The 22520-nt window shown below is 62.4% G+C and carries 15 protein-coding genes, 1 tRNA gene and 1 pseudogene; 13 read left to right on the top strand and 4 right to left on the bottom strand.

The window, feature by feature from the left end; genetic code table 11:
- Window positions 1-189 precede the first annotated feature (189 nt).
- From pnp to CAF80_RS05090, 3 genes are all read left to right on the top strand, one after another.
- A complete protein-coding gene (pnp, locus tag CAF80_RS05100; protein ID WP_011332410.1) occupies window positions 190-2295 on the top strand; it encodes a polyribonucleotide nucleotidyltransferase in 2106 nt (701 codons plus the stop codon).
- Window positions 2296-2424: 129 nt separating this feature from the next.
- Window positions 2425-2500 (top strand) — tRNA-Thr (locus CAF80_RS05095).
- Window positions 2501-2734: 234 nt separating this feature from the next.
- Window positions 2735-3034: a DUF6388 family protein gene (locus CAF80_RS05090; RefSeq protein WP_039769697.1), complete on the top strand. Its 300-nt coding sequence runs from the start codon at window positions 2735-2737 to the stop codon at window positions 3032-3034.
- Window positions 3035-3122: 88 nt separating this feature from the next.
- Here the strand turns inward: CAF80_RS05090 and nadC are convergent, their stop codons facing one another.
- The gene (gene nadC, locus CAF80_RS05085; protein ID WP_007953729.1) at window positions 3123-3971 is read right to left on the bottom strand and encodes a carboxylating nicotinate-nucleotide diphosphorylase; all 849 of its coding nucleotides are present in this window, start codon (window positions 3969-3971) and stop codon (window positions 3123-3125) included.
- 255 nt (window positions 3972-4226) lie between these two features.
- Between nadC and CAF80_RS05080 the strand changes: the two genes are divergently transcribed.
- The 6 genes and pseudogenes from CAF80_RS05080 (at window position 4227) to CAF80_RS05060 (ending at window position 10602) form a co-directional block, all read left to right on the top strand.
- Entirely contained in the window at window positions 4227-6416 is a 2190-nt protein-coding gene (locus tag CAF80_RS05080) for a DUF1631 domain-containing protein (RefSeq protein ID WP_039769182.1), read from the top strand.
- 63 nt (window positions 6417-6479) lie between these two features.
- Entirely contained in the window at window positions 6480-7040 is a 561-nt protein-coding gene (ampD, locus tag CAF80_RS05075; RefSeq protein ID WP_085666921.1) for a 1,6-anhydro-N-acetylmuramyl-L-alanine amidase AmpD, read from the top strand.
- A complete protein-coding gene (gene ampE, locus CAF80_RS05070) occupies window positions 7037-7870 on the top strand; it encodes a regulatory signaling modulator protein AmpE (RefSeq protein ID WP_085666920.1) in 834 nt (277 codons plus the stop codon). Before ampD ends, ampE begins: the two co-directional genes overlap by 4 nt.
- Window positions 7871-8060: 190 nt before the next feature.
- Window positions 8061-9200: pseudogene (locus CAF80_RS29185) on the top strand (HAMP domain-containing protein); the annotation flags it as partial.
- A gap of 144 nt (window positions 9201-9344) precedes the next feature.
- On the top strand, window positions 9345-10058 hold the full coding sequence (locus CAF80_RS29180) for a methyl-accepting chemotaxis protein (protein WP_371916405.1): 714 nt from the start codon (window positions 9345-9347) through the stop codon (window positions 10056-10058).
- 154 nt (window positions 10059-10212) lie between these two features.
- Entirely contained in the window at window positions 10213-10602 is a 390-nt protein-coding gene (locus CAF80_RS05060; protein ID WP_085666918.1) for a hypothetical protein, read from the top strand.
- On the opposite strand, the gene CAF80_RS05055 is transcribed toward CAF80_RS05060, so the two are convergent.
- Both CAF80_RS05055 and cra read right to left on the bottom strand, forming a co-directional pair.
- Window positions 10603-11379: a TatD family hydrolase gene (locus CAF80_RS05055; protein WP_085666917.1), complete on the bottom strand. Its 777-nt coding sequence runs from the start codon at window positions 11377-11379 to the stop codon at window positions 10603-10605. It abuts the gene before it with no gap.
- Window positions 11380-11382: 3 nt separating this feature from the next.
- On the bottom strand, window positions 11383-12378 hold the full coding sequence (gene cra / locus CAF80_RS05050; protein ID WP_074691885.1) for a catabolite repressor/activator: 996 nt from the start codon (window positions 12376-12378) through the stop codon (window positions 11383-11385).
- Window positions 12379-12684: 306 nt separating this feature from the next.
- On the opposite strand from cra, the gene ptsP reads away from it, so the two are divergent.
- Genes ptsP through CAF80_RS05030 form a run of 4 tightly spaced genes read left to right on the top strand, consistent with a single transcriptional unit; the run spans window position 12685 to window position 19833 of the window.
- Window positions 12685-15546, top strand: a complete 2862-nt coding sequence (ptsP, locus tag CAF80_RS05045) for a phosphoenolpyruvate--protein phosphotransferase (RefSeq protein WP_085666916.1) — start codon at window positions 12685-12687, stop codon at window positions 15544-15546.
- Window positions 15546-16487: a 1-phosphofructokinase gene (gene pfkB / locus CAF80_RS05040; protein WP_085666915.1), complete on the top strand. Its 942-nt coding sequence runs from the start codon at window positions 15546-15548 to the stop codon at window positions 16485-16487. Before ptsP ends, pfkB begins: the two co-directional genes overlap by 1 nt.
- Before the next feature lie 11 nt (window positions 16488-16498).
- Entirely contained in the window at window positions 16499-18232 is a 1734-nt protein-coding gene (locus CAF80_RS05035; protein ID WP_074691877.1) for a PTS fructose-like transporter subunit IIB, read from the top strand.
- Window positions 18233-18291: 59 nt separating this feature from the next.
- On the top strand, window positions 18292-19833 hold the full coding sequence (locus tag CAF80_RS05030) for an alkaline phosphatase (protein ID WP_085666914.1): 1542 nt from the start codon (window positions 18292-18294) through the stop codon (window positions 19831-19833).
- 54 nt (window positions 19834-19887) lie between these two features.
- Here CAF80_RS05030 and CAF80_RS05025 read toward each other — a convergent pair whose 3' ends face one another.
- Window positions 19888-22416, bottom strand: coding sequence for a sulfite reductase flavoprotein subunit alpha (locus CAF80_RS05025; protein ID WP_085666913.1), 2529 nt, complete (start codon window positions 22414-22416; stop codon window positions 19888-19890).
- Between the last annotated feature and the right edge of the window lie 104 nt (window positions 22417-22520).

Raw genomic sequence — 22520 nt, 5'->3', positions numbered from 1 at the left:
GATTGCGCTATGAGGTTGGTTGTCTGTCAGACGTCAGCGGGTTTCCGCCGGCGTCCGGCAGGCTCCCAGCCTCAAGTTTTATCTGGATACACGTTTTACCCTGGACAGGCGTCGGGCCGATTCCCGGCATTGCCCAAGAATTTCGCAAGAAACCAGTTCCCCCAAGAGCCACAAAGAAGGTAGGACACCGTGAACCCGGTAATCAAAAAATTCCAGTTCGGTCAGTCGACCGTTACCCTCGAGACTGGCCGTATCGCCCGTCAGGCCTCCGGCGCAGTATTGGTCACCGTTGACGACGACGTCAGCGTATTGGTGACCGTAGTCGGTGCCAAGCAAGCCGATCCGGGCAAGGGCTTCTTCCCTCTGTCCGTTCACTACCAGGAAAAGACTTACGCTGCCGGTAAGATCCCTGGCGGTTTCTTCAAGCGTGAAGGCCGTCCTTCCGAGAAAGAAACCCTGACTTCCCGACTGATCGACCGTCCGATCCGTCCACTGTTCCCTGAAGGTTTCATGAACGAAGTGCAGGTTGTCTGCACCGTCGTTTCCACCAGCAAGAAGACCGATCCGGACATCGCTGCGATGATCGGTACCTCGGCTGCCCTGGCGATCTCCGGCATTCCGTTCGACGGCCCGATCGGCGCCGCTCGCGTTGCTTTCCACGAAAGCACCGGCTACCTGCTGAACCCGACCTACGAGCAGCAGGCTGCCTCGAGCCTGGACATGGTCGTTGCCGGTACTTCGGACGCCGTACTGATGGTTGAATCGGAAGCCAAAGAGCTGACCGAAGACCAGATGCTGGGCGCAGTACTGTTTGCTCACGACGAGTTCCAGGTCGTGATCAACGCCGTTAAGGAACTGGCTGCCGAAGCCGCCAAGCCAACCTGGACCTGGGCACCTGCTCCAGAAGCCACCGAGCTGCTGGCCGCTATCCGTTCCGAGTTCGGCGAAGCGATCTCCCAGGCTTACACCATCACCATCAAGGCCGACCGTTACGCGCGTCTGGGCGAGCTGCGTGACCAGGTTGTGGCCAAGCTGTCCGGTGAAGAAGGCCAGCCTTCGGCTGCCGACGTCAAAGCCGCTTTTGGTGAAATCGAATACCGCACCGTTCGCGAAAACATCGTTAACGGCAAGCCACGTATCGACGGTCGCGACACCCGCACCGTACGTCCGCTGAACATCGAAGTCGGCGTTCTGCCGAAGACTCACGGTTCGGCACTGTTCACCCGTGGCGAAACCCAGGCTCTGGTCGTCGCGACGCTGGGCACCGCCCGTGACGCGCAACTGCTGGACACCCTGGAAGGCGAGAAAAAAGACCCGTTCATGCTGCACTACAACTTCCCTCCGTTCTCGGTGGGCGAGTGTGGTCGCATGGGTGGCGCCGGTCGTCGCGAAATCGGTCACGGCCGTCTGGCCCGTCGCTCGGTTTCGGCCATGCTGCCTGCCGCTGACGTGTTCCCGTACACCATCCGTGTGGTATCGGAAATCACCGAATCCAACGGTTCGAGCTCGATGGCTTCCGTTTGCGGCGCTTCCCTGGCCCTGATGGACGCTGGTGTCCCGATGAAGGCACCGGTTGCCGGTATCGCCATGGGTCTGGTTAAAGAAGGCGAGAAGTTCGCCGTCCTGACCGACATCCTGGGTGACGAAGACCACCTGGGCGACATGGACTTCAAAGTAGCCGGTACCGCCAAAGGTGTGACCGCGCTGCAGATGGACATCAAGATCAAGGGCATCACCGAAGAGATCATGGAAATCGCTCTGGGCCAAGCCCTGGAAGCGCGCCTGAACATCCTCGGCCAGATGAACCAGATCATCGGCCAGTCGCGTACCGAACTGTCGGCCAACGCTCCGACCATGATCGCTATGAAGATCGACACCGACAAGATCCGTGACGTTATCGGTAAGGGTGGCGCGACCATCCGTGCGATCTGCGAAGAGACCAAGGCTTCGATCGACATCGAAGACGACGGCTCGATCAAGATCTTCGGCGAAACCAAGGAAGCGGCTGAAGCAGCTCGTCAGCGCGTTCTGGGTATCACCGCAGAGGCCGAGATCGGCAAGATCTACGTCGGCAAGGTTGAGCGCATCGTCGACTTCGGCGCATTCGTCAACATCCTGCCGGGCAAGGACGGTCTGGTTCACATCTCGATGCTGAGCGACGCTCGCGTAGAGAAAGTGACCGACATCCTGAAAGAAGGCCAGGAAGTGGAAGTACTGGTACTGGACGTGGACAACCGCGGCCGTATCAAGCTGTCCATCAAAGACGTGGCAGCTGCCAAGGCTTCGGGCGTTTAATCACCCCGCAGTCCTAGCGCAATGAAAATGCCCCGCCGTGAAAACGGCGGGGCATTTTTTTGTCCATGAAATATCGAGTCATTCGGCGAAGTTGCCGACCTGCAAGACCAGTGCTAGGTTTAGCCCACCGCCCGTGTAGCTCAGCCGGTAGAGCAGCGCACTCGTAACGCGAAGGTCGCAGGTTCGATTCCTGTCTCGGGCACCACCTCTCCCTAATCCTTTTGAACCGGCATTTATGTTCCACAGGTCAACTTTTTGTGGGAGAGATGTAAAGAGCCGTGTAATTCGCCATGCAAACGTCCTATATTCGGTGCCTGCATGAGCATCGCCCAGCAGTTTTCAGATGATCCCGAATGGTTCCGAAGGCCGGACAGTCCGCGTCAGAGAGATCCTTGATGATCCAGATCCATCCTCCATTCCTATGATCAGCGAGAACGCCATGACCGAATTAACTCAAGAGCAACGTCACGAAGAAGCGCTTAGAAAATACATCCTGGATGTTCCGGATCTGAAGGAAGAGATCAAGGACCTGAGTCCCGATGATCAGAAAGACCAGATCCAGTGGGCGTTCGAAGATGAAGCCGAAGCCCAGGGCCTGCAGCCGTGGGAATTGACCCTCAAGTACACCAGCACACCTGAGGAGTTCGAGGCCAAGCGCCTGGAGCTGCACAAGGAAGCGGCCGAGGTGTTGGGCGTCGAGTGGGAAGAGTACTGCGAGATGAACAATCTCGTCGTTTGACGAGAGCTGCCAGCTACAAGCCGCAAGCTACAAGTAAAAGCACAACCGCTTTGGCTTGCAGCTTGTAGCTCGCATCTTGCCGCTGCCCTTAAATGCTCAGTCGCATCGACAGATCCACGGCCTTCACGTCCTTGGTCATCGCGCCGATCGAAATGTAATCCACCCCGGTCTGTGCGATCGGCAGCAGCGTGCTTTCGTTGATGCCGCCACTGGCTTCCAGTTTTGCCTTGCCGCCGTTCAGGCGCACGGCTTCGCGCATGTCGTCGAGGCTCAGCTCATCGAGCATGATGATGTCGGCTCCGGCGGCCAGCGCCTCCTTCAGCTCTTCCAGACTTTCCACTTCGATTTCCACCGGCTTGCCCGGGGCGATCTTGTGCGCAGCGGCAATGGCCTGCGGGATGCCGCCGCTGGCAGCGATGTGGTTTTCCTTGATCAGGAACGCGTCGTAGAGACCGATGCGATGGTTATGGCAACCGCCGCAGGTGACCGCGTATTTCTGCGCCAGACGCAGGCCCGGCAGGGTCTTGCGGGTGTCGAGCAGTTTTACCGAGGTCTCGGCGACGAAGTCCGCCAGGTACTGCGCGCGGGTCGCCACGCCCGACAGCAATTGCAGGAAGTTCAGGGCGCTGCGCTCGCCGGTCAGTAGCGAGCGGGCAGGGCCTTCCAGATGAAACAGCGGCTGATTGGGCGAAACCCGTTCGCCATCGCGCACCTGCCAATGCACCGCCACCCGCGGATCGAGCTGGCGGAACACCGCATCGACCCAGGCCGTGCCACTGATGACGGCGGCGTCACGGGTGATGATGGTGGCTTTGGCCAGGCGTTCGGCCGGGATCAGTTGCGCGGTGATGTCGCCGCTGCCGATGTCTTCGAGCAACGCACGGCGCACGTTGGCTTCGATTTCGGCGGTCAAATCGGCGAGACGTAGATTCGGCATAACGGGCTCCACAAACTAAGTGGTCCGATTATAGGGGCATGGCGTCGGCCAACCCAAGGCGAGAACAGCCACGCAGCCCTGCATCCGGTCGATTTTCTTTGAGCAAACCCGATTCTGTCGTGGTCACTTCAAGGTGTCGGCGCATAGGGGAAACCCTGACGGCTCTGGCGCCGGAGACATCTTTTGCAAGATAATCCGCCTTGCATTTGACGCCATAGCTTTGACGTCGGCAAATCACCGTTTCAGGAGGCTTGGATGCACAACGACGGGAATGTAGTGCCTTTGCACAAGGCCACTACCGATCAGGCGCCTCACTCGCCGCTCGCCCGCCTGCCTGTGATTCTGCTTCAGGTTCGCGACAAGGCTGCCCAACGCCTGCGCAACGGTTTGCAGGAGCTGTTCGATAACGCCGACGACACCCTGTTCGAAATGGCCGACCGGGCACGCAACGACGTCGAACAGAACATCTTTTTCGAAGCCATGCGCGACCTGCGCCTCAAGCGCAAGAACATCGAGCGTGGTTTTCTCGAGCAGTTTTTCGAAGCCTTTGTCGGCCTCACTCAATTCGATCCCGTTCCCGCCGTCCTCTCGCACGCCTTGCAATACGGGGACACGACAGCGCGCACCGATGACATGGAGCGCAGCGTCGCGGTCGAAACCATGGTCGGCCGCGTGCTCAATCGCGACGGCTTCGCCCTCGACCAACTGACCGCGCGGTTCAATGCGTTGTTGGGCAAGACGCTGGGCGATCATTACAACCCGCTGGGCCCGGCGATGCTTTGCGAGTACTTCCTGCAGGCCGGGCGCAATCTGGGGGTGGAGATCAAGGTCAAGCTGATCCTGCTCAAATTGTTCGAGCGCTATGTGCTGGCCGATACCGATCAACTCTACGCCGAAGCCAACCAACTGCTGATCGCCACGGGTGTGTTGCCCGAACTCAAGCCGGCACCGGCCCGTCGTGCCATCGATCAGGCCGTGGCCAGCGTGCAGAGCGAATTCGAGGGCGTCGACAAACCCCAGACCGATGCCGGCGTGCAGGAGGTCTTCGCCGCGTTGCAGGAGTTGCTGCTGCACGTGCGCGGCACCGTCGCGCCGACCCTTGAACCCAGCGCTCCGGCGCAGCCGATTTCCACCCGCGACCTGCTGCGCCTGCTCTCGCACCTGCAGCAATACGTGCCGGCGCTGGCAGTGCAGGACGACTTCGATCTGCGCCATCAGCTTGAACAACTGCTGACGCGGGTCAGCGTACGCAGCGGCAAATCGCGAATTGTCGGCGGGGCTGACGAGGACGTGATCAATCTGGTGGCCATGGTCTTCGACTGCATCCTCGATGATCGCAACCTGCCGGATTCCCTCAAGGCGCTGATTGCCCGGTTGCAGATCCCGATGTTGAAGGTCGCGGTGATCGACAAAAGCTTCTTCAGCCGCAGCAGCCACCCGGCGCGGCGCCTGCTCAACGAAATCGCCGAGGCGGCGATGGGCTGGGGCGAGTGCGACGGTAATGCGCGCGACAGCCTGTACCTGCGCATCGAGCAAGTGGTGCAGCGCCTGCTGACGGATTTCGTCGATGACCCGGCGATTTTTTCCGAGTTGCTGGCGGACTTCCTCGCCTTCACCAGTGACGAGCGCCGTCGCAGCGAATTGCTTGAACAGCGTTTGCGCGATGCCGAAGAGGGCCGGGCGAAAACCGAACTGGCTCGCCAGCGGGTCGAGCAGGCGCTCAATCAGGCTTTGCTGGGCAAGGTTCTGCCACCGTCGGTGGTGACGTTCGTGCAGGACGCCTGGAGCAAGGTGTTGCTGCTGACCTGCCTCAAGCACGGCGATCAGTCCGCCGAATGGCAGGCCGACGTGCAGACCATGGAGCAATTGATCTGGAGCGTGCAGCGCCACGACGATGCCGAAGCCGGCCTGCGTCTGCTGGCGCTGGTGCCGGGGTTGCTCAAGTCACTGCGCGACGGCTTGAGCACTTCGGCCTTCGATCCGTTTGCCACCAGCGGCTTTTTCAGTGAGCTGGAAGCGCTGCATGTGCGGCTGCTCGAACCGTCCGGCGCACCGGATCAGTCCGTGCTGCCGGAAATGATCGAAGTGTCGCAGACGATTGTCCTGCAGATGGCCGACGACGGTCTCAAACCACGCACGCCAGCGCGTTTGCCAGCCGACGATGTCGGTCTGCGCCAGGTCGAACAGTTGCGTCTGGGCAGCTGGGTGGCGTTCGAGGAGGACGAAGAACACACTCTGCGCTGCAAACTGGCGGCGATCATCGAGGCGACCGGCAAGTACGTGTTCGTCGACCGCACCGGCATGAAAGTGCTGGAGCGCGACCGCACGGAACTGGCCCTGGCGTTTCGTCGCGGCGCGGTGCGGGCGCTGGACGACACCTTGCTGTTCGACCGGGCGCTGGAGTCGGTGCTCGGCAATCTGCGGCGGCTCAATCGCGGCAAGTGATCGCGCGCCGGGGGCCGATCACGGCATACTGGTCGCAACACAGTCGGCGTTGAAGGAATCGGTATGCAGTTGGATCCCGCAAGCGGGTGGTGTCACGGGGTGCAGGTCTGCCCTTCGCCCAACTTCAATGAACGCCCGGCGGGCGAAGTCTCCCTGTTGGTCATCCACAACATCAGCCTGCCACCGGCGCAGTTCGCCACCGGCAAGGTCCAGGAATTTTTCCAGAATCGTCTGGATGTCACGGAACATCCCTACTTTGCGGGGATCGCCGACCTGCGCGTGTCTGCGCATTTTCTGATCGAACGTGACGGCAAGGTCACCCAGTTTGTCTCCTGTCTTGAACGGGCCTGGCATGCTGGTGTTTCGATGTTCGAGGGGCGGGAAACCTGTAACGATTTTTCGGTAGGCATCGAGCTGGAAGGCACCGATGATCTGCCGTTCACCGATGCGCAGTACCGGGCGCTGACCGCGCTGACCCGGCAGATACAGGCGGCGTTCCCGGCAATCACCGTCCAGCGCATCTGCGGGCACAGTGATATCGCCCCCGGACGCAAGACCGACCCCGGACCCGCATTCGACTGGGCACGCTACCGCGCCGCCCTGGCACAAGAGGAAGGACAATGAGTTTTCTGGTGTTACTGCTGGCGGTATGGATCGAGAAGTTCTCGGCTCTGCGCCAACGGGTGCAACGCGATGGCGGATGGATCCGCGAACTGCACAAGCTTGAAACCGGTGGGCTGGCGAAACAGCCGTGGCTGGTGCTGATTGTTCTGGTGCTGCTGCCGGTGGCATTGCTGGGCTTGTTGCTGCTGGTGCTGGAGCCGGTGGCCTATGGTCTGCTGGCATTGCCGGTGCATTTACTGGTGGTGATTTACAGCCTGGGGCGGGGTGACCTGCTCGGCGAACTCGGGCCGTTTCGCGACGCCTGGCGCCGCGAGGACCTGCAGGCCGCCGCCCATGTGGCCAAGCGTGATCTGAACATCTGCGCCGAAAGCGGAGAACAATTGCTGGAGCAAGTGCAGCGGCATCTGTTGTGGCAGGCCTACCAGAGCTTTTTTGCGGTGATTTTCTGGTACTTCCTGCTCGGTCCGGTGGCGGCACTGAGTTACCGCTTGCTGGCGCTGGCGGAGGAAAACGCCCAGAACCCGGCGGTGGCCGAACGGGCAGGGCAACTGCGTCATGCCTTCGACTGGGTGCCGGTGCGCCTGCTGGCGGCGAGCCTTGCACTGGTCGGCAATTTCGTCGCGGTCAGTCGGGTGATGCTGCACGAGCTGCTGAACTGGAACATCAGCGCCGCGCAACTGATCAACAGGGTCGGGCTCGCGGCCGGGGAAATCCCGCCGGCCGCTGTCGGCCCCGAAGGCATCAACACCCTCGACTACCTGTGGGAGTTGCTGCTGCGGGCGGCAGTGTTGTGGTATGCCGGATTTGCCCTGTGGACAGTGCTGGCGTAGGCCGTTCGAGTGATGAGGGGGGCAATCCCCCTCGTTAACCTTAAGTTACAAAACCTCCCTTCGATTTGAGCTATACAGAGATAGCGCCCGATAGTGGCTATCTGCTGTCGCCCCGCGCCTGCCAATAAAAACAAGAAAAAACCAAGGGAGACTTCCAGTGAAGAGCTTGCTCTATCCCGCCGTCTCGCTGATGAACCGCTTGAGCTTCGGCATGAAGTTCAGCCTGATCAGCGTGCTGTTCCTGGTGCCGATGCTGGTGACCAATTTCTATCTGGTGCGCGATTCCTACCGCGAATTCCAGGGCACCCGGGTCGAGCTGCAGAGCCTCGACCTGCTGGGCAGCAGCCTGACCCTGCGCCGGGATCTGGAAACCCTCAACAATCTGGTGCAGATCAATGTCACCCTCGGCCAGTCCGGAAAGGCCGGCAATGTCGAGGCGCAGATCACCAGTCTTGAGCAAAACGTTCTGGCGCGCCTGCAAGGGCTGACGCCCATGACCGAGGATCCGGAGCAGATCAAGTTCTTCGAGGCCAAGCGCGATGAAATGATCGCCGCTTTCAAGGCTCAGCAGGCGGAAAACTCCCTGCAAAGCAAAAGTGCGCTGATCGGCAAGCTGCTGGGCAATGCGCAGGTTTTCAGCCAGATCGTCGCCAGTCAGGCCGGATTGAGTCGCGACAACCAGAGCGACATACGCCAGCTCAGCGAGCTGATCACCGCGATCACGCCGGCCGTCACCCAGGCGTTGGGCGAAGGTCGGGCGATGGGCTCGTATTCATTGGGCCAGGGCTTTCTCAATAGTTCGTCGAGCACCCGCTTCGACGAGTTGCTGGTGCAGATCGAAAAGCTTCAGGCCGAATATGGCCTGAAATTGCAGGATGCGCTGGGGTCGAGCAAAGCCGCCCGTGACTCCCTGAGCGCCCCGGCCGATGCCAGCAAGGCGTCGCTGAAACAGGCCGGCACACTGATCGAAGAGCAAGTGGTGATGGCCGAAACCCTCGACGCCCCATGGCAGGGTTTTTATGACCAGCTCACCGGGCTGATGGACCAGACCTATCAGCTCAACGACGCCACCCTGAAATTTCTCGACACCCAATTGCAGCAGCGCCTGGGGCAAAACCGCACGCACATGGTGCTGCAAGCCGTGGCGTTGTCGCTGGTGTTCGTGCTGATTTTCTATCTCTACGGTGGCTTCTATGCCTCGACCCGCGCCACCCTGAAAAACCTCGGCGCCATGATGGATAAAGTCGCGGCGGGCGACATGACGGTGAATTTCCACGCCAACAGCCGCGATGAACTCGGCGAGTTGGGCGAAGTGTTCAACGGTACGGTGAGGAAAATCCATGACCTGATCGAACGGGTCGGCCACACCGTTGGCGAGGTCGAGCGGCAGGCGGGGCAGGTGGAAAACGTCTCGGCGCGAAGCAATCAGGCGGTCGCCGGGCAACGCACACAGATCGAACAAGTGGCTACGGCGATGAACCAGATGTCGGCAACGTCGCTGGAGGTGGCACGCAGTGCGGCGGCAGCGGTCAGCAGCGCCCACAGCGTGAACGATGAAACCATCAATGGGCGCGGACTGGTGGAATCGCAGCAGGGCAGCATCGCGGCACTGGCGAGCGAAATCGATCAATCGGTGCTGGTGATCAACCAGTTGGCCAGCGACAGCCAGGCGATCAGCCGCGTTCTGGAAGTGATCAAGAGCATCGCCGAACAGACCAACCTGCTGGCGCTCAACGCCGCGATTGAAGCCGCACGGGCCGGTGAGCAGGGGCGCGGTTTTGCCGTGGTCGCCGACGAAGTCCGCACGCTGGCCAAGCGCACCCAGCAATCGACCGAAGAAATCGAGCAGATGATCGCCAAGCTCCATGGCGGCGTCGGCGCGGCAGTGAAGGCCATGGGCGTCAGCCATCAGATGGCCAATGGCACAGTGGGACAGTCGGAAAAAGTCCAGCAGGCGCTGGAAAACATCCTCGGCGCTGTCGGCATGATCGTCGACCAGAACCAGCAGATCGCCGCCGCCGTCGAGCAGCAGACCGCCGTCGCCCACGATATCGACCAGAACATCGTCGAGATCAACCGTGCCGGCGAGCGCACTGCAGAAGGTGCACACCAGACCGAAGATGCCAGCCGTGCGTTGTCGGCGCAGGTGGTCGAGTTGAAGCAGTTGATCAGCGCGTTCCGGGTTTGAATCGACCTGCCTCCTCTGAGGCAGGTTTTTTCGGAATGGTTTGTAGTACTTTTTTGCCTGCATCTGTAAGCCCAATCCTGTTTTCCTCCAGGCGCTGGTTTTTCGGCTTCAATGAACCAAGATCAATTCATTGACCACTTGGAGGAGATCGCACATGTCCGTCGCAACCCTGGGCGTCCAGGGCCGCTGCGCCCACTGCCAGACCACGCTGGCACTCAAACCCTGGCAGCTGAATGCCATTTCGATTCACGAAGCGTTCACCTGCGCCCATTGCCAGAAAAGCCTGGAATTGCGTTGCCCCAAGCAGATCAAACGTTTCCGTTCGCTCGATTCACTCGGCCTGCTGCGCGCCAGTGCGCTGGTGACGGTGTGCACCGCGCTGCTGGTGGCCCTGGTGACGGAATGGGTGGGGCTGCTCAGCGTCACCGAACAACTGAACGGATCGCTGATCGCGATTTTCGTGTACTTCGCGGTGATTCGTTATGCCCGGCAGCGCCAGCACCTGACGCTGATTCTCGACGCGGCCAAGGCCCACGCCGACTGACTACCAGCCGAACACCTCGCAGCTGTTGGCGGTACTGGCGGCGGCGAGTTGTTGCGCACTGATGTTCATTAAAGTGGCCAGTGAGTCGCAGATCGCCGGCAAATGCGCCGGCGTATTGCGCACGCCGGGAAACATGGCGGGCGCCATGTCCGGTGAGTCGGTTTCCAGCACCACCGCGTCCAGCGGCAAGTCGGCCAGCACCCGATGCATGCGCAACGCCTGCGGCCAGGTCGGTGCGCCCCCGAGGCCAAGTTTGAAACCGAGCTTGATGTACTCCCGCGCTTCTTCACGGCTGCCAGCAAAGGCGTGGATGATGCCGGCGCGTTTGAGCTTGAAGCGCTTGAGCGTGGCGATCACCGCCGCATGGCTGCGTCGTACGTGGATCAGCGCCGGTAATTCGAAATCCGCCGCCAGTTGCAGCTGCGCTTCGAACAGCGCCTGCTGGCGTTCGCGGTCGAGGGTTTCGATGAAGTAATCCAGGCCGATTTCGCCGACCGCGCACAGCTGCCTATGACCCTTTAGCCGTGTCAGCCAGTCGCCCAGTGCCAGCAAGTCTTGCGGCCGATGCTGATCGAGATACACCGGGTGCAAACCGAGGGCCGCGTACAGATCGGCATCGCTTTGCACCAGATCCCACACCCGTTGCCAGTTACCCTCGTAGACCCCGAGCACCACCATTCGCCGCACCCCGAGGGCGCGGCTTTCGGTGAGCAGCGCCGCGCGGTCGGCGTCGAAGTCGGGGAAGTCCAGATGGGTGTGGCTGTCGATCAGCTCCACGGCTCAGTCCCGGTGAATACGCTGCTTGAAGGTACGGGCGATGGCCTGCACGCCGGGCTGGTAGTCCGATTGCTCGACGGCTGCGAGTGCCAGTTCCAGCGCCTTGTCGGCGATCAACTGGTGCTGCTGGGCCATGGCGTTGACCGGCAGCGGCAGGAAGTCGAGCAGTTGGGTGTCGCCGAATGTGCCGAGGCGCAGCGGGCGGTTTTTAAGCGGGAAGTCATGCAGCGCGTCGAACACACCCTGCAGCAGCACGTAGGACGTGGTCACCAGCGCATCCGGCAAATGCCCGAGGCGTTGCAGGAGTTCTTCCATCAACTGCTTGCCGCACTCGCGGCTGAAGGATTCGGCGTGTTCGATCAGCACTTCGCCCTTGAATCCGGCGAGGGCTTGCTTGAATCCGGCCGCACGTTCCTGGCTGATGCTCAGTTCCGGGCGGGCGCCCAGCAGCACGATCTGCTTCGGCTGCGGGTCGAGCAGGCTTTCGGTCAGGTGCAGGCTGGCTTCGCGGTCGTCGCTGACCACCGAGCAGAAATGCTCGGCATCCATCACCCGGTCGATGGCAATGATCGGCAGGCCCTTGGCCTGCAACTGGCGATAACTGTCGTCACCGGCCGGGAGACAACTGGCGACGATCAACGCATCGCAGCGCCGGGCGCGGAACAGTTGCAGCAGTTGTCGCTCGCTGTCCGGCGCATCGTCGGAGCTGGCGATCAGCAGCTGATAGCCCCGCGCCCGGGCGCCTTGCTCCAGCAGTTTGGCGATCCGCGCGTAACTGGGGTTTTCCAGATCCGGCAGGATAAAACCCAGGGTCCGGGTGTGCCGACTGCGCAGCCCGGCTGCCTGTGGATTGGGGGTAAAGCCGTGCAGATCGACCACCGCTCGCACCCGCTCGACGGTGGCGGTGCTGATGCGCTGCTGTTCGGCCTTGCCGTTGATGACGTAGCTGGCGGTGGTCACGGACACTCCGGCCAACCGCGCGATATCACTGAGTTTCAACCCGGGATTTCCTTGTTTTTTCGAGCTTGCCGCGACATTTTCGCCAATCCTACCCGATTCAGGCAGGCGACCATTGTCTCAGCGCATCCGACAAGTTGGACTTCAAGGATGGGACATTATCGAGTAACGTGCCGATCAATCTAGATTAAACGTTTCAGCAAGCGTATTTTCTACGTTTTAGACGCCTTTGGCCGGTTCTGCCGTGAAACCGCCAAAACTGCCTCCTGAAAAGGATGGCCCATAGCGCCTAAGCTGCAACCATTCAAAACAATACCTGGCGCGCCACCGCGCCAAAAAGGAGATCGCATGCTCGAGCTCACTGTAGAGCAGATATCCATGGGCCAGTCGGCTGTGGATAAACCCGCCGCTTTGCAATTGCTGGCCAGTCATCTGGTCGCCGATGGTCTGGTCGCCGACGGATACCTCGCTGGCCTGCAGGCCCGGGAGGCTCAGGGCTCGACCTTCCTCGGCCAAGGCATTGCGATCCCCCACGGCACGCCCGAAACCCGCGATCAGGTGTTCGCCACCGGCGTGCGCCTGATGCAGTTCCCCGATGGCGTGGACTGGGGCGACGGCCAGATCGTTTATCTGGCCATCGGCATCGCCGCCAAATCCGACGAACACCTGCGCCTGCTGCAACTGCTGACCCGCGCCCTCGGCGAGACCGATCTGGGCCAGGCCCTGCGCCGCGCGAGTTCTCCCGAAGCGCTGCTGAAACTGCTGCAAGGTGCGCCGCAAGAGCTGGCGCTGGATGCGCAGATGATCGGCCTCGGGGTCTCCGCCGACGATTTCGAAGAACTGGTCTGGCGTGGTGCGCGGCTGCTGCGTCAGGCCGATTGCGTGAGCAACGGTTTCGCCGGCGTGCTGCAGCAGGTCGAAGCGCTGCCGCTGGGCGATGGCCTGTGGTGGCTGCACAGCGAGCAGACCGTGAAGCGTCCAGGCCTGGCCTTCGTCACCCCGGACAAACCGATGCGCTACCTCGGCCAACCGCTCAGCGGTCTGTTCTGTCTGGCCAGTCTGGGTGAAGCGCATCAGGCGTTGCTCGAGCGGTTGTGCGCGTTGCTGATCGAAGGTCGCGGCCATGAACTGGGCCGCGCCACCAGCAGCCGAAAGGTTCTCGAAGTGCTCGGCGGGGAATTGCCGGCCGACTGGCCGAGCGCACGTATCGCATTGGCCAACGCCCATGGTCTGCACGCGCGGCCGGCGAAAATCCTCGCGCAACTGGCGAAAAGTTTTGACGGCGAGATTCGTGTGCGCATCGTCGACGGTCAGGACAGCGCCGTATCGGTGAAGAGCCTGAGCAAACTGCTGAGCCTCGGCGCCCGTCGCGGGCAGGTGCTGGAAATCATCGCCGAGCCGAGCATTGCCGCTGACGCCTTGCCGGCGCTGCTGGCCGCCATCGAAGAAGGCCTCGGCGAAGAAGTCGAACCGTTGCCCGCAGTCAGTCAACAGCGCGAAGTGATTACGGACATTGCAGAAGTGCTGACCGCCCCGGCCTCCGGCAGTCTGCTGCAAGCGATTCCCGCCGCCCCCGGCATCGCCATCGGCCCGGCGCACATTCAAGTCCAGCAAGCCATCGATTACCCGTTGCGCGGCGAGTCTGCCGCCATCGAGCGCGAACGTCTCAAGCAAGCGCTGGCCGACGTGCGTCAGGACATTCAGGGCCTGATCGAGCGTAGCAAGGCCAAGGCGATCCGCGAGATTTTCATCACTCACCAGGAAATGCTCGACGACCCGGAACTCACCGACGAAGTCGACACCCGCCTCAAGCAGGGCGAAAGCGCCGAAGCGGCGTGGATGGCCGTGATCGAGGCCGCCGCAAAACAACAGGAAGCGTTGCAGGACGCGTTGCTCGCCGAACGCGCCGCCGACCTGCGCGACATCGGTCGCCGGGTGCTGGCGCAACTGTGTGGTGTGCAGACGCCCGCCGAGCCCGAGCAACCGTACATTCTGGTGATGGATGAGGTCGGCCCGTCCGACGTGGCGCGGCTGGATCCGGCGCGGGTCGCGGGGATTCTTACCGCCCGTGGCGGCGCCACCGCCCACAGCGCCATCGTGGCTCGCGCGCTGGGGATTCCGGCGCTGGTCGGTGCGGGCGCTGCGGTGTTGCTGCTGAAGCCGGGCACGCCGTTGCTGCTCGACGGCCAGCGTGGGCGACTGCATGTGGACGCGGATGCCGCGACCCTGCAACGCGCCAGCGAAGAACGCGACACCCGCGAACAACGCCTGAAAGCCGCCGCCGAACAACGCCATCAACCGGCGCACACCACCGACGGCCACGCCGTGGAAGTGTTCGCCAACATCGGTGAAAGCGCCGGTGTGATCAGCGCGGTGGAGCAGGGCGCCGAAGGCATCGGCCTGCTGCGCACCGAGTTGATTTTCATGGCTCATCCACAGGCGCCGGACGAGGCGACTCAGGAAGCCGAATACCGCCGCGTCCTCGACGGTCTCGCCGGTCGGCCACTGGTGGTGCGCACCCTCGATGTCGGCGGCGACAAACCGCTGCCGTATTGGCCGATCGCCAAGGAAGAAAACCCGTTCCTCGGCGTACGCGGGATTCGCCTGACCTTGCAGCGTCCGCAGATCATGGAAGCGCAGTTGCGCGCCTTGCTGCGTTCGGCGGACAACCGTCCATTGCGGATCATGTTCCCGATGGTCGGCAGCGTCGAAGAGTGGCGTCAAGCTCGTGACATGACCGAGCGTCTGCGCCTGGAAATCCCGGTCGCCGACCTGCAACTGGGGATCATGATCGAAGTGCCGTCCGCCGCACTGCTGGCGCCGGTGCTGGCCAAAGAGGTGGACTTCTTCAGCGTCGGCACCAACGACCTGACTCAGTACACGCTGGCGATCGACCGTGGTCATCCGACCCTGTCCGCCCAGGCTGACGGCCTGCACCCGGCAGTGCTGCAACTGATCGACATCACCGTGCGCGCGGCCCATGCCCATGGCAAATGGGTCGGTGTGTGCGGCGAGCTGGCGGCGGATCCGCTGGCGGTGCCGGTGCTGGTCGGCCTCGGTGTGGATGAACTGAGTGTCTCCGGGCGCAGCATCGCCGAGGTCAAGGCACGCATCCGCGAACTCAGCCTGACGCAAACGCAAACCCTTGCTCAACAAGCCCTGGCCGTGGGCAGCGCCAACGAAGTGCGCGCATTAGTGGAGGCCCTGTAATGGCCAAGATTCTCACCCTGACCCTCAACCCGGCGCTGGACCTTACGGTGCAGTTGCCACGTCTGGAGGCCGGTCAGGTCAATCGCAGCGACGAGATGCACACCCACGCCGCCGGCAAGGGCGTCAACGTTGCGCAAGTGCTGGCCGACCTCGGTCATCAACTGACGGTCAGCGGCTTTCTCGGCGAAGACAATCTGCAAGCGTTCGAAACCCTGTTCGCCAAACGCGGTTTCACCGATGCGTTTATCCGGGTGCCCGGCGAGACCCGCAGCAACATCAAGGTCGCGGAACAGGATGGCCGCATTACCGACATCAACGGCCCGGGGCCGGTGGTCGGCGTGGTGGCGCAACAGGCGTTGCTGGATCGACTGGTGCAGATCGCGCCGGGGCATGATGCGGTTGTAGTTGCGGGCAGCTTGCCGCGCGGAGTCACTGCACAGTGGTTGCGCGAACTGGTCGAGCGCTTGAAAACGTTGGGCCTGAAAGTCGCTCTGGACACCAGCGGCGATGCCTTGCGTGCAGCGCTCAAGGCCGGCCCGTGGCTGATCAAACCGAACACCGAAGAGCTGGCCGATGCGCTGGGTTGTGAAACGGTGTCCCACGCGTCTCAGGCCGAAGCGGCCAATCGGCTGCACGCCCAGGGCATCGAGCATGTGGTGATTTCCCATGGCGCCGAGGGTGTGAACTGGTACAGCGTCGGCTCGGCGCTGCATGCGACGCCGCCGAAGGTCAGCGTCGCCAGCACGGTCGGTGCCGGCGATTCGTTGCTGGCCGGCATGCTCCACGGCCTGCTCAGCGCCGACACGCCCGAACAAACCCTGCGCACGGCCACCGCAATTGCGGCGCAGGCGGTGACCCAGATCGGATTCGGTATTCACGATGCTGCGCAACTGACGCAGCTCGAACAGGGCGTGCGCGTGCGCCCCCTGACAGAACAATAAGAGGGTTTGTCATGAAGTTAGCCATTGTCACGGCCTGCCCTAACGGCATGGTCACCAGTGTGCTGTGCGCCCGGCTGCTGGATGCCGCGGCCCAGCGTCAGGGCTGGAGCACCAGCGTCGAAGTGGTGGATGCCGCGCACCCGGAACGCGAGTTGTCAGCGGCCACCATCGAAGCCGCCGAGTGGGTGTTGCTGGTGACCACGGGACCGGTGGACATGACCCGGTTCATCGGCAAGAAAGTCTTTCGGATTGCGCCGGCGCAAGCCCTGCAGGATGTTGAAGACGTGTTGCGGCGTGGCGCCGTCGAGGCGCAGGTTTACGTCGCTGACGAAACGCCGCCCGTGGTTGCCAGCGCGCAAGCGCCGCGTCTGGTCGCGGTCACTGCATGCCCGACCGGCGTCGCCCACACCTTCATGGCCGCCGAAGCCTTGCAGCAAGCCGCCAAGCGTCTGGGCTACGACCTGCAAGTCGAAACCCAGGGCTCGGTCGGCGCGCGAAATCCGCTGAGCGCAACCGCGATTGCCGAGGCTGACGTAGTGCTGCTGGCGGCTGACATTGAAGTCGCCACCGAGCGTTTCGCCGGCAAGAAAATCTACCGCTGCAGCACCGGCATTGCGTTGAAGCAATCCGAAGCCACGCTGAAAAAAGCCCTGGCCGAAGGTGTCGTTGAAAACGCTGCCGGCGACGGCAAGGCCCCGGCCAAACAAGAGAAAAGCGGCGTCTACAAACACCTGCTGACCGGTGTGTCGTTCATGCTGCCGATGGTGGTAGCGGGCGGTCTGATGATCGCCTTGTCGTTCGTGTTCGGCATCACCGCGTTCAAGGAAGAGGGCACGCTGGCGGCGGCGCTGATGCAGATCGGTGGCGAGACCGCGTTCAAATTGATGGTGCCGCTGCTGGCCGGTTACATCGCCTGGTCGATTGCCGACCGTCCCGGACTCGCACCGGGGATGATCGGCGGTTTGCTGGCGAGCACCCTGGGCGCCGGATTCATCGGTGGGATCGTTGCCGGGTTTATCGCAGGCTATGCCGCCAAAGCAATCAGTCGCTATGTGGCGCTGCCGCAAAGTCTCGAAGCGCTGAAACCGATTCTGATCATCCCGCTGTTCGCCAGTCTGTTCACCGGACTGGTGATGATTTACGTGGTCGGCAAACCGGTGGCCGGGATGCTTGCGGCGCTGACGCATTTCCTCGACAGCATGGGCACCACCAACGCGATCCTGCTCGGTGTGCTGCTGGGCGGCATGATGTGCGTCGACCTCGGCGGGCCGATCAACAAGGCCGCGTATGCGTTCTCGGTGGGGCTGCTCGCCTCGCAGAGTTATGCACCGATGGCCGCGACCATGGCCGCCGGCATGGTGCCGCCGATCGGACTGGGTATCGCCACCTTCATCGCCCGACGCAAGTTTGCCCAGACCGAACGCGAGGCCGGTAAAGCGGCGCTGGTGCTCGGGTTGTGCTTCATCTCCGAAGGGGCGATTCCGTTTGCCGCGAAAGACCCGTTGCGGGTGATTCCGGCGAGCATTGCCGGCGGTGCGCTGACCGGTGCGCTGTCGATGTACTTCGGCTGCAAACTGATGGCGCCCCACGGTGGCCTGTTCGTGCTGGCGATCCCGAATGCGATCAACCATGCGCTGCTGTATCTGCTGGCGATTGTCGCGGGCAGTCTGCTGACGGCGGTGGTGTATGCGCTGGTCAAGCGCCCGGAAGCCGTGGAACTGGCGCTGGAGCCCGCGAAGGCGTGAGGTGTCACACCCCTTTCATCTAGCGGTGCTTAAGTTTTCCTTTTTTCAGGGAGAACACCATGAGCGATTTCAATCCCGGTCGCCGGCGCGTGATGCAAGCCGTCGGCGCCGGACTGCTGATGCCGGGGCTGGCGCCGGCCGTCATCGCCTCGGTCAAGGATCGACCGCAACTGACTGACGGCGTGCAATCTGGCGACTTGCAGGGCGACCGGGCGATGATCTGGGGCCGCGCCGACCGCCCGGCGCAGATGGTGGTGGAGTGGGACACTCGCAGTCAGTTCCGCCATCCGCGCCGCGTGGTCTCGGCGCTGGCCGATGCCCGCAGCGATTTCACCGCCTGCGTCGAGCTCACCGGGTTGCCCGCCGATCAGGCGATTTTCTACCGCGTGTATTTCAAGGACGCCCGCACCGGCGTCGCCAGCGAACCGTGGCTTGGCCATTTGCGCAGCGCACCGACGGCGCGGCGCAATCTCCGTTTTGTCTGGAGCGGCGACACCGTCGGCCAGGGCTTCGGCATCAACCCCGATATCGGCGGCATGCGCATCTATGAAGCCATGCGCATGCGCCTGCCGGACTTCTTTATCCACAGCGGCGACACCATCTACGCCGACGGCCCGGTGCCGGCGCAACTGACCACCGAAGGTGGCCGGATCTGGCGCAACCTCACCACCGAAGCCAAGAGCAAGGTCGCGCAAACCCTCGACGATTATCGCGGCAATTACCGCTACAACCTGATGGACGAAAACGTCCGTCGTTTCAACGCCGAAGTGCCGCAGATCTGGCAGTGGGACGACCATGAAGTGGTCAACAACTGGTCGCCGGGCAAGCAGCTCGACGAGCGTTATCAGGAAAAAAATATCCACACCCTGGTCGGCCGTGCGCGTCAGGCCTGGCTCGAATATTCGCCGATGCGCCGTCAGGCAGCGGACGGTGGCGGGCGGATCTATCGCAAGCTGAGTTACGGGCCGATGCTCGATGTGTTCGTGCTCGACATGCGCAGTTATCGCGGGGCCAACGACGACAATCTCGGGGCGGAAAAGCCGTTCCTCGGGCGGGAGCAACTGAACTGGCTCAAGCGTGGATTGAAGGCCTCGAAAGCCCAGTGGAAAGTGATTGCCGCCGACATGCCGATCGGTCTCGGCGTGCCCGACGGTGAAGTCAGTCCCGGTGTTGCACGCTGGGAAGCGGTGGCCAACGGCGACCCCGGTCCGGCCCAGGGGCGCGAGCTGGAAGTGGCCGAATTGCTCGGGTTCCTGCGGGCACATCAGGTGCGCAATTTCGTGTTCCTGACGGCAGACGTGCATTACTGCGCGGCGCATCATTACCACCCGGATCGCGCGGCGTTCCAGGATTTCGAACCGTTCTGGGAGTTTGTCGCAGGGCCGTTGAACGCCGGCAGTTTCGGCCCCAATCCGCTGGACAAGACCTTCGGCCCGCAAGTGGTGTTTCAGAAAGCGCCACCGACGCAAAACGCTTCACCGTTTGCCGGTTTTCAGTTTTTCGGCGAAGTGAACATTGAGGGGCAGAGCGGGGAGATGAGCGTGGTGTTGCGGGATCTGGAGGGGGTTGCGGTGTTTGAGCAGAAGCTGCAGCCGGTCTGAATGCAGCGCTGAAGCTGTGGGAGCAAGCTTGCTCCCACAGTTATCCAAGGTGAATCAGTAAACGTCGCGGCGATAGCGACCCTGTTCGATCAGGCGTTCGACTTCGGCAGCGCCCAGCACTTCATTGAGCACCTGATCCACCCCCGAAGCCATGCCTTGAAGGCTGCCGCAGATGTAGATCACTGCACCGTCCGCCAGCCATTTCTTCAACTCGCCGGCCGATTCGCGCAGGCGATCCTGCACGTAAATCTTCTCGGCCTGATCCCGCGAGAACGCCAGATCGAGGCGTTCCAGATCGCCATTGATCAACCACTCTTCCAGCTCCGCACGACAGAGGAAGTCGTGCTCGCGATTGCGTTCGCCAAACAGCAGCCAGTGGCGCTGTTGGTTGTCGGCGATCCGTGCCTTGAGCAAGCTGCGCAGCCCGGCAAGGCCGGTGCCGTTGCCCAGCAGAATCATCGGCACCGGAGCGTTCGGCAGGTGGAAACCGCTGTTGCGGCGCACCCGCAGGCTGATGCTGCCGCCGATCTGCGCATGCTCGGTCAGCCAGCCGGAGCCGATGCCGAGGCTGCCATCGGCATGTTGTTCCTGACGCACGATCAGCTCCAGTACGCCGTCGGCGGCAATCGAGGCGATCGAGTATTCGCGCATCGCCAGCGGCACCATCGCATCGACCAGCGCCTGAGCGTGCAGGCCCACCAGATGGGCGCGGTGCTCGGGCAACTGGCGGCTGGCGAGGGCCACTTCCAGCGATTCCTGCAGGCCGTTGACCTTGACGCTGGTTTCGCCACGGATGCCGAGGCCGTCGAGGAAATGCTCGATGGCCCACGGGCAGTTGCGCGGCAGCACTTCCACCAGATCGCCGGCCAGCCAGCTGCGGGAGGTCGGTGCGGTCAGACCCAGCAGATAGACCGGTGCGCCGGCGCTGTCCGGGTTCATCAGCTCGCGGCGTACCAGTGTCCAGTTCTCGTAGCTCGGTGCCTGCCAGGTGTCGACCGGTGCTTGCCCGGTGAGCAGGCCGAGCTGGGTCTGCCAGTGACGCAGGGCGTAAGGGTCGCCGCTGTCGACTTCGACCGGGGCGAACAGGGTCTTGCCGCCGTGTTCGCCCAGCCATTGATGCAGGCGTCGGGCGAAACCGCAGAAGTGTTGATACTGCCGATCGCCAAGGCCGAGTACGGCGTAGTTGAGGCTGTCGAGGGTCGAGGCGTTGCTCAATACCTTGCGCTCGAAACCGCGAGCGCTATCCGGTGCTTCGCCGTCGCCGAAGGTACTGACCACGAACAGCGCGTTGTTCGATTCGCGCAGATCCTGCTCGCTGACATTCGCCAGCGGCTGCACCTTCACCGGCAATCCGGCGGCCTGCAATTGCCCGGCGGTCTGCCACGCCAGTTGCTCGGCAAAACCGCTCTGGCTGGCGAAACCGATCAGCCACGCCGGTGTATCGCCGGCCGGTTGGTCGAGGCCTTTGCGGGCATCCTTGATCTGCTTTTTCTTGCGCCGGCGATCCAGGTACAACAGCCAGCCGGTGATGAAGAACAGCGGCATCAAGACGGCCGCGACGGTGACGATGATCCGCCCGACCAGTCCGAAATAACTGCCGACGTGCAGCGCGTAAATGCTGGTCAGCAATTGCGCCTTGAAGCTTTTGTCGGCGTAGCGGTCGACGCGCTTGACCACGCCGGTGGCCGGGTCGAGGGTGATCTGGTTCAGCGCGCGGTCATGGGGCGAGCTGTCGAGCAGGTAGAACACGGTCGCCGGTTGACCGGCGACTGGCGGCATGCGGATGTTGTAGGCGGCGAGGCCCGGGCCGGCGGTGCTGTAGATGCTGAGCCACATGGCGGCGTAATCGGCAGTCGGCGCCGGACCTTCAGGGGCCGGGCCACGACCGCCGCGCACGCGCTCGTTTTGCGGTGCGTCGGAAAGCAACCTGGTCAGGCCTTTGTTGTACCACTCGTAGGACCAGGACAGTCCGGTCAGTGCCAGCAGCAGGTAAACCAGCATGCACCAGGTGCCGAACACCGAGTGCAGATCCCAGTTGAAGCTGCGGCCCTTTTTCTTCCAGTCGAGAGTCAGCCAGACGCGCCAGCTGTGCCACTGGCGCGGCCAGCGCAGGTACAGGCCGGACAGGCAGAAGAACAGCAGCATCAGGGTGCAGGCGCCGGTGATGTTGCGGCCGGTATCGCCCATGGCGAGGAACCGGTGCAGTTGCAGCATCAGGCCAAAGAAGTCCTGGCCCGTGGCATCGCCCTTGAACTCGGCGGTGTAGGGATCGAAGTAGCGCATCTCGCCCCGGCGCTCGCCTTTGGGCGGGGTGAACCAGACACGTCCGGCGCTGCCGCTTTCGGTCTCGACCGAGAGCATCGAGACTTTCTTGCCCGAGGCGGCTTCGATCTGCGCCACCAGATCGGCGGGGGGCAGCACGCCAGCGACCTGCTTCTCTACCTGCAACACCGAAGGGTTGAGGGCTTTGAGAATTTCGTCCTGAAACGAATAGGCAGCGCCGGTGATGCCCATCAGGGCCAGCACCAGCCCGGCAGTGATGCCAAAAAACCAGTGCAACTGGAACAGGGTTTTCTTCAACACGTTGCTTGCCTTGTCCGTTCGGAGGTTGTGTTCACGGCGTGCATTATGCCGTGGCCTATCGAGAAACGTTCTTTATTACGCACAAAAGCCCCGCTCAAATGAAT

It is taken from the genome of Pseudomonas sp. B34(2017) (genome assembly GCF_002112915.1).
Lineage (GTDB): Bacteria > Pseudomonadota > Gammaproteobacteria > Pseudomonadales > Pseudomonadaceae > Aquipseudomonas > Aquipseudomonas pharyngis.
The sequence above is the reverse complement of the archived record's forward strand: the minus strand, read 5'-3'. Positions and strand labels throughout refer to the sequence as shown.